The following is a 7,219-nucleotide window of genomic DNA, read 5'->3' on the forward strand; positions in this document are numbered from 1 at the left end:
ACGGCGCTGACCGCCACGCGGGTAATCTTGCCGTTAATATAGCGGGACGTCAGCAGATTCTGCGTCGGGATGGTCACCGTGACCGGCTGGCCCAGCAGCTTACTGCGGTCAATGCGCGCGTCCGTGCCGAGCACGGTCAGCGTCAGCGCGAACGACTCGGACATCGCCTCGCGGCCCGTCAGTTTCCAGAACAGAAGCCCCTCCACCGGGAGCTGAACGGTAATTCGGTTGAGCATAATCTTTATTCCACTATGGACTAATCTCAGTGCCAGAAGTTAACTCATTTCAATACGCAAAGCGTAAACGCTGCTGGTTTGATAATGAGTAGCTGTAAGATTGACTTCTTATGCCACAAAAAAAACAACTTTTCCTGAATTTTCATCGAGATAAACAGTTACAAGAAAGTGTATTCAGGGGCTCTATCGAACAATTCACCAGCCATTTTGGCGATACGTTCATGTTGTACGAGTTTATTTTTCCACTCCTGCGGAATAGCGGAATAACCATATAATGCTCCCGCTATTTGTCCCGCCGTCGCCGCAACGCTGTCAGCATCATCGGCAAGGTTGGCTGCCAGCAGAATGGCATCACGGAAATTATCCGTTTTCCATACGGACCACATCGCGGCCTCAAGCGTATCGATAACGTAACCGCTTGAACGAATCTGATCGCGAGTTTTTTGCTTATACTCACCCGCGTTAATGATCATTACACGTGGCTGAAGCGGCATAACGTGTGGTGTAAAAACAAAATCTTTATTGCTACCGTTAATCATATGCACAAGCAAAAAACTTAAATACTGCGTGCTATTTATTGCTTCCGCGGCACCGTGTGTTGCGATACATTGTTTTTTAGCTTCATAAAACGCTTTGCTTAATGATTTTCTAAAAAAAATAGAGACAGGTGCTTGTCTGATCATGGAAGCATTACCGGCAGTTTCTGGCGAAGTATTACCGTTCCACCCAGGACCAACTATTAAATATTGTTCTAAAGCAAACCGAGTTGTATTGCCTATATCAAAACAGACGCCATTTGAACTGTTATAACCATGCTGATACCATTCCAGAAGCTTATTCCTGAAGCATATAGTATCAGCATCACCCTTCTCAAGGAGCGTTTCCGCAAGACATAACGCCATGGATGTATCATCCGTCCATTCGCCGGCACTAAGTCGAAATGGCCCACCACCTGTCATATCTTTGACGTGTGCTTTGTCACGAGGTAAAAATTCGAGCGTCGTACCTACAGCATCTCCAACAGCAAGACCAATAAGCGTACCTACCGCACGATCCCGTGATTGCGCTAGTGAGATATTACATGGTGGTGTTAAATCCCATTGTTTTTGTACATCACTATTTGAGGATGATTCTAATGGCTTATTATCATACGGATACTGCATCCTTCGCTGGACTGAAGGTCTGCTAATGGGTAAGTATTTACGATATCTATCAACATATTTTAACAAGGCATTTAAATCAGCATGTAAGTCAATCACCTTTCACCCATAATAAAAAATATTATTCATATGAAATACTAAAATTCATCAGGGTATTTCTTCATGAGGTTTTGTTTCTTTTTATTATAGTTGGTATCGACCTCATGCGGCAGCCTAACCTTTAACCCTCGGCGGATTTGATCCACAATAAACCAGGCCTCTGACAACCTTTCAAAAAACAACTCATCAGAATGATCAAACTCCTTCCCTGCATACATACCGAACGTCATATCCCATAATTTCGCTCTATCCTTTTCCTTGCCTTCGATTAAATCCCGTAGAAATAATAATTGTTGTACAATAGAGTCGTACATTTGCAACAGCGGGGATTGGGGATCACGATTCTTGACGTCTGCATATCTTTTCTGTGCTAAAGTTAATGCTCTATCAACGTAACCAAACATTGTCATTTCATTCATTGCAGTAGATTCAGTTAACTAAAAATTCCATACCTGATCGCAAGTCATCATATGCCCTCGCTTACCCTTGGTAATTCTAACTATAAAAAATTATCCTCAGGTGCTCTATCGAATAGTTTACCCGCCATTGTGGCAATACGTTCGTGTTGTACGAGTTTATCTTTCCAGTCCTGCGGGATAGCGGAATAACCATACAACGCCCCCGCTATTTGTCCCGCCGTCGCCGCGACGCTGTCAGCATCATCGGCAAGATTGGCAGCCAGCAGAATCGCATCACGGAAATTGTCAGTATTCCATACGGACCACATCGCGGCCTCAAGCGTATCGATAACATAACCACTTGAACGAATCTGATCGCGAGTTTTCTGCTTATACTCACCCGCGTTTATGATCATTACACGCGCGCATAATGGGAAAACATGAGGCGAAAAAGCTTCGTCTTTTTGATAACCGTTAATTAAATAGTGCAATACTAATCCGAGGAATTGGCATGCATTAATTGACTCTACTGCACCATGAGTTGCTCGACTCTGAGCCTGGGATTCGAAGTAAATCGCACGCAGCGATTTTCGACGGAAGATAGACACCGGAGCTTGACGAATAACCCCAGCATTACCAGCCGTGTGCTTTTCTGTATTACCATACCAGGAAGGTCCGACAAGCATATACTGTTCAAGCGCGAATCGCGTCGTTTTACCGATATCAAAACAACGACCATTACTGCTGTTCTCCCCATTGAGATACCATTTCAGGAGATATTTTCTAAGTACATCGGTATGCATTCTGTTTTCTGAAAGATAAGTTTCTGCCAGACATAATGCCATAGACGTATCATCTGTCCATTCACCGGGTTTTAATTCAAAGGGCCCGCCACCAATCATATCCACTACATGTTCACTATCTCTGCGTTTAAATTCAAGAGTAGTGCCAACTGCATCGCCAACAGCCAAACCCACTAACGCCCCAAGTGCTTTATCGCGTGAAACATCTTCATTTGTGATTAAAGGTAATGTTTCATCCCATACATGAGAGGAATTTGAATCATCAATGCTGCTTCTTATTACCTTACGAACATTAACAGGCATGTAGTTATTATAACGATCGGCATAATGATTAATTACTGAGTCTTCGCTGTAAAGATCTATCATCCCGCACCCTTTAATCAAACGTTGTTTACCACTTGCGATACCGTCTTTGCCTTTTCAAATACTCAACGTCTTGCTCATGAGGGAGAATAAACTTCAATCCTTTTCCCATTTGCGAAGCTATATAATTAACATTGGACAAATGCTGAGCAAGTTCTGCATCGGTTGTATCAAACTCTTTTGACGCAAGCACTCCAAGATTTAATTTGTGCAATTTACTTTTATCTTTCTCAGACCCCGTTAGAATAGACTTAATATAGTCCAACTGATTCTTTGCCATAGCATATAAAGAAAATGTAGGATTTTCTTCTAATCGATGATTAATTGCATCAATAGCATCATTGATATAATCCAGCGCGGTGTAATTTTCTTTACTCATGAGTCACCTCAAATACTGCCCTGGCGTGCCGTTAACATAGCGGGATGTCAGTTTTCAGAACAGAATATCCACTCCCGCGAGCTGAACGATAGTTCAGCTGAGCATGATTTTTTATTCCACGATGATCTGATCTCAGTGCCTGAAGTTAACTAATCCTCAGAACGAAGGCGGTTATGATATTGTCTCTGTGAAACAAAAATAAAACCACATTTCTGTGGTTTTATTTAGATGGTCATGAATTAACTTTGTCAGCTCATCGTTTTTCTATGCGAAACGTAGAAAGAATGATTTCCATGCATCGTTTATTGGCTTCGTAATAATAATCCTGATGATTACGATGAGGCCCAACCACCTCAACGTAACACCACAAATCATTAATTTTAAAGATACGCATATCGTAATAAGCCCTGATATTCTCAGCAGCACTGACTACCTCTCCCGTACAGCTATAAAGATCGCCTGTAAACGTGGGATTGATATCATTTGGGATGCTGGCAATGTCCGATGTCGTAAGAGAGACCGCACTATCGTGGCGGTTAAAGCGCGCAGTAGCTTCATCGAAAATAGCCTGCGCAGCGGGATAATCAGCCTGACGGAAAAGACAGAAATTAATCACTCCATGGTTGACGTTACCTATTGTGTGTTCAATTACCAGACGATTATCATCCAGCGTATTCACCTGCCATGAATCCGGAATTTTAAATCCACTGTCATTTTTGTTGCTAAGGCTGACTGTTTTCAACAGTTCTGAAAGCATCAAATTGCTGCGATGCAGTAAATCCCAGTTGATAGCAATCAGGAAAATAGTATCGGCAATCGTGTTGTAATCCTTCGACGCACAAGCCGTTTTCAAAAGGAAGTAATTTCCCCCACCATTTACAGGATTATAATCCTTCTGCACCGTATATCGTGAAACGACCTCATCACCCGATGGCATCGTTTTAATGGACAGGATATCCGCAAACTTCCCGCTTCCTGAAGGATGAGTAATTATCCTTTGGCTCAGTACTTTCTCACCCATTAAATCGAGCTTATTGATAAGCCAGTCTGACGCATTCATCTCCCACTGACAGTGTTCATATGCAGCCCAGACTTCAATATAGGGGCCGGTGTCATCGGCGATGTATCGTCCGATATTCGTCAGCCCAACCTCCTGAAACGTGATCGGCTTTAACTCTGCTGGCTTAACATTCTGGGGTAACAATAGCCAGTAATGAAGCATCTCTTTTTCTGCAGAGGTATAGAGACATTTCCAGAAATTTTCCCGAATCTCTTTTTCCTGATCCTTTATCTCAAGAGGAAAAAAATATTGTTTTTCAGTAACCATAATGCAACCTCACTCGTCGCGCTTACTTAAGCCATAAACCCGAAAACATAAGGAAGCTTCCGAGGGTAATTAAGCTTTTAGCAAAGATAAGTAAGCCAGGCGCCACGGCACGTGTCATAGACGATAATTTTTCATAATTTTCCGCGTTGTATCTTTTGTGCCCCCCCATAATCCCGGAAAATAACGTGCAGAGCAGCACTACTGTGATCTTTAATCCCCAAACACACAGGAAAGACATGGATAAGATAATCGAATAATGCTTGGCCGTTGCGACGGAAAATAATGACATTGACTGAGCAAGCCATTTCAACGTAAAGCCAATGACGACCGTAGCCACTAACACCAGAACGAACATTAACCCCGCAAGGAGCCACTGCTTTTTGTTAAATAAATCTTTTCCATTCCAGATAAGCGCTAGCGTCCAAATCATAAAGAGAATAAAGAAAAACCAATGCATCACAACGTTCCCCATTTACACATTTTAATCTCCTATCAGGACTGTAACACAGCCAGTCTTAATCACACCATCGCCACTGCCCGCCGCTGGGGACGGCTTACTTTCATCATCGTCATAAATCCAGTCAAGGATCGGTTTGAGAGCAAATTTGATACTGGCATCTCCTCCCAGACCGAGCGCCGCTGCAAGCTCACCGGACACCTTAAGGTTAAATGAATAATCAGTGCTATCAATCCAGGTTCCCACGCCTGCAGAAGCGCCAGCGCTCCCTGCACTCCCTGAAAGTTTGCCATCGGCAACGACTACGCCATAAAAATCGGCTTTAGCCGTCGCCTCTCCTTTGACCGCCGCGGCTTCTGCGCCAAGTTCAACATTAAAACCATAACGCCCTTTATTTCCGTCATATAGTTCACTGACGGCCTTCGCTTCAGCGGTTGCCAGGTATACATCCCCACCGACGCCGCCGTATTGTTGCCCTTCTTTTCCAATGCTTCCCGAGGCGCCATATTGTATCGCGGTGGCGTTTGCATTGAGATTAATCGCCCCGTAATCAGCTCGATCGGTCACTAACGTGCCGCTAGCAGCCGCCACCCCTACTTTAGTACGTACCTCGCCTTTATATTTATCCTGGCTTTTTGTATTCCCGACCGTGATATCGGCAAGTGCGAATCCGGCTGAAGCCGTATCGGGTTTTCCAAAGCCGGATTTATCTTCAAGGCTTGCATAGGCGCCAAGCACACGGGCGTCGTAAACATCACCATGTATAGCACCATCTTTACCCGCATCCTTCGCCGCCGTACCGCCCCAGTATTGCGGAGGTGCGGGTTGAGTGGATGCGACCGCAGGGGTCGCTGAGGTATTGCAACCCGTCTTGTCACCTTCCCTGGCGAGAGGCAAACCGTTCACAAATACCGTTGTTGAACCACTGAGAATACTTCCCTGACCATGTTGGGAGCATGAAAGCGGGTCGCCTTTTCGTGCTGCCGGAAATCCGCCAATAATTACGTTGGGACTTCCGCTTTGAATTGGGCCAGTATGTGCGCTGGAATCAATGCGCGCTCTGGCGGCTGGTTTTCCCATAATAGCGTTCTCTGTACGCAGATTAACTGTTAACTTTTACAATCGCGCCCTTAATATCGGTAAGGTTAGTTCCCGTTATACTCACCGTATCATTTGCCTTGAGCTCGGTATTGATCCCATCACCTAGTTTTGTAAGCTCATCACCTTTGAAGATGGCTTGTTCCACAGCCTCTGCTTTGAGGTTGCCCTGGCCTACGTGAATCTCAATGGTATCCGGGGCGATCAGAATATAGTTGTCTTTAACTTTGAGTTTAATCGTGGTCACAGATTCCAGCAGCGCGTTACCTTCTTTATCCATGGTCAAGACGGTTTGATCTTTCCCAACGTTTATAACGTGCTTGTTACCAATATTATGCGTTTCATTATTACCTACATCTGATTTCAGGTTCCGCTTAATCGTAATATTCTCATCCTGTCCGATGGTTTTTCTACGATCGACACCGACATCATGAGTTTCAGAATTTTCAATATCCGTATCCATATTTTTTTCTGCATGGATCCAGATCTGCTCGTGCCCGGCTTTATCTTCAAAACGGAGAATATTGGCATTGTCTTTATGGCCATCTTTGCTGCGGCTATAAAAGCCCATCTGCGTCGCCGCAGCCGGCAGCGCCCACGGCGGCATGCTCGCGTCGTTGTACACGCGCCCGGTAATGATCGGACGGTCCGGGTCGCCGTTGATAAAGTCCACCACCACCTCATCGCCGACGCGCGGGATTTGCACCCCGCCGTAGCCCTGGCCCGCCCACGCGCTCGACACGCGCACCCAGCAGGAACTGGTGTCATCGCCCTTCGCCAGACGGTCCCAGTGGAACTTCACCTTCACCCGACCGTATTTGTCCGTCCAGATACTCTCCCCGTTCGGCCCCACCACTTTCGCCGTCTGCGGGCCGTAGGTGCGCGGCCACGCCGTGCTC

At 45.3% G+C, this 7,219-nt stretch carries 9 protein-coding genes; all 9 read right to left on the minus strand.

The window, feature by feature from the left end:
• Positions 1–236 (minus strand): contractile injection system protein, VgrG/Pvc8 family (locus tag AC0TN7_RS00040; RefSeq protein WP_473701743.1); only part of this gene is annotated, 236 nt, incomplete at its 3' end.
• 158 nt (positions 237–394) lie between these two features.
• Positions 395–1,495, minus strand: a complete 1,101-nt coding sequence (gene tri1, locus AC0TN7_RS00045; RefSeq protein WP_248164973.1) for an ADP-ribosylarginine hydrolase Tri1 — start codon at positions 1,493–1,495, stop codon at positions 395–397.
• Positions 1,496–1,533: 38 nt separating this feature from the next.
• Positions 1,534–1,914 carry an immunity protein Tsi6 family protein gene (locus tag AC0TN7_RS00050; protein ID WP_463727440.1) on the minus strand — a complete coding sequence of 127 codons (381 nt, stop codon included), beginning with the start codon at positions 1,912–1,914 and terminating at the stop codon, positions 1,534–1,536.
• An 80-nt stretch (positions 1,915–1,994) separates the two neighbouring features.
• On the minus strand, positions 1,995–3,062 hold the full coding sequence (tri1, locus tag AC0TN7_RS00055) for an ADP-ribosylarginine hydrolase Tri1 (protein ID WP_048992425.1): 1,068 nt from the start codon (positions 3,060–3,062) through the stop codon (positions 1,995–1,997).
• 25 nt (positions 3,063–3,087) lie between these two features.
• Positions 3,088–3,438, minus strand: coding sequence for an immunity protein Tsi6 family protein (locus tag AC0TN7_RS00060; RefSeq protein ID WP_061716465.1), 351 nt, complete (start codon positions 3,436–3,438; stop codon positions 3,088–3,090).
• A 253-nt stretch (positions 3,439–3,691) separates the two neighbouring features.
• On the minus strand, positions 3,692–4,765 hold the full coding sequence (locus tag AC0TN7_RS00065; protein WP_463727441.1) for a hypothetical protein: 1,074 nt from the start codon (positions 4,763–4,765) through the stop codon (positions 3,692–3,694).
• A 22-nt stretch (positions 4,766–4,787) separates the two neighbouring features.
• Positions 4,788–5,222: a hypothetical protein gene (locus AC0TN7_RS00070; protein WP_073961692.1), complete on the minus strand. Its 435-nt coding sequence runs from the start codon at positions 5,220–5,222 to the stop codon at positions 4,788–4,790.
• A gap of 24 nt (positions 5,223–5,246) precedes the next feature.
• Entirely contained in the window at positions 5,247–6,302 is a 1,056-nt protein-coding gene (locus AC0TN7_RS00075; protein WP_090421166.1) for a PAAR domain-containing protein, read from the minus strand.
• Between the two features lie 22 nt (positions 6,303–6,324).
• Positions 6,325–7,219: type VI secretion system Vgr family protein (locus tag AC0TN7_RS00080; RefSeq protein ID WP_473701744.1), on the minus strand; the 895-nt coding region annotated here is incomplete at its 5' end.

The organism is Enterobacter sp. PL_is511, from assembly GCF_055816065.1.

Coding starts and splice junctions, on each gene's coding strand:
- AC0TN7_RS00070 (WP_073961692.1), bottom strand. CDS start 5,222: ATGCATTGGTTTTTCTTTATTCTCTTTATGATTTGGACGCTAGCGCTT.
- tri1 (WP_048992425.1), bottom strand. CDS start 3,062: ATGATAGATCTTTACAGCGAAGACTCAGTAATTAATCATTATGCCGAT.
- AC0TN7_RS00060 (WP_061716465.1), bottom strand. CDS start 3,438: ATGAGTAAAGAAAATTACACCGCGCTGGATTATATCAATGATGCTATT.
- AC0TN7_RS00065 (WP_463727441.1), bottom strand. CDS start 4,765: ATGGTTACTGAAAAACAATATTTTTTTCCTCTTGAGATAAAGGATCAG.
- AC0TN7_RS00050 (WP_463727440.1), bottom strand. CDS start 1,914: ATGAATGAAATGACAATGTTTGGTTACGTTGATAGAGCATTAACTTTA.
- AC0TN7_RS00075 (WP_090421166.1), bottom strand. CDS start 6,302: ATGGGAAAACCAGCCGCCAGAGCGCGCATTGATTCCAGCGCACATACT.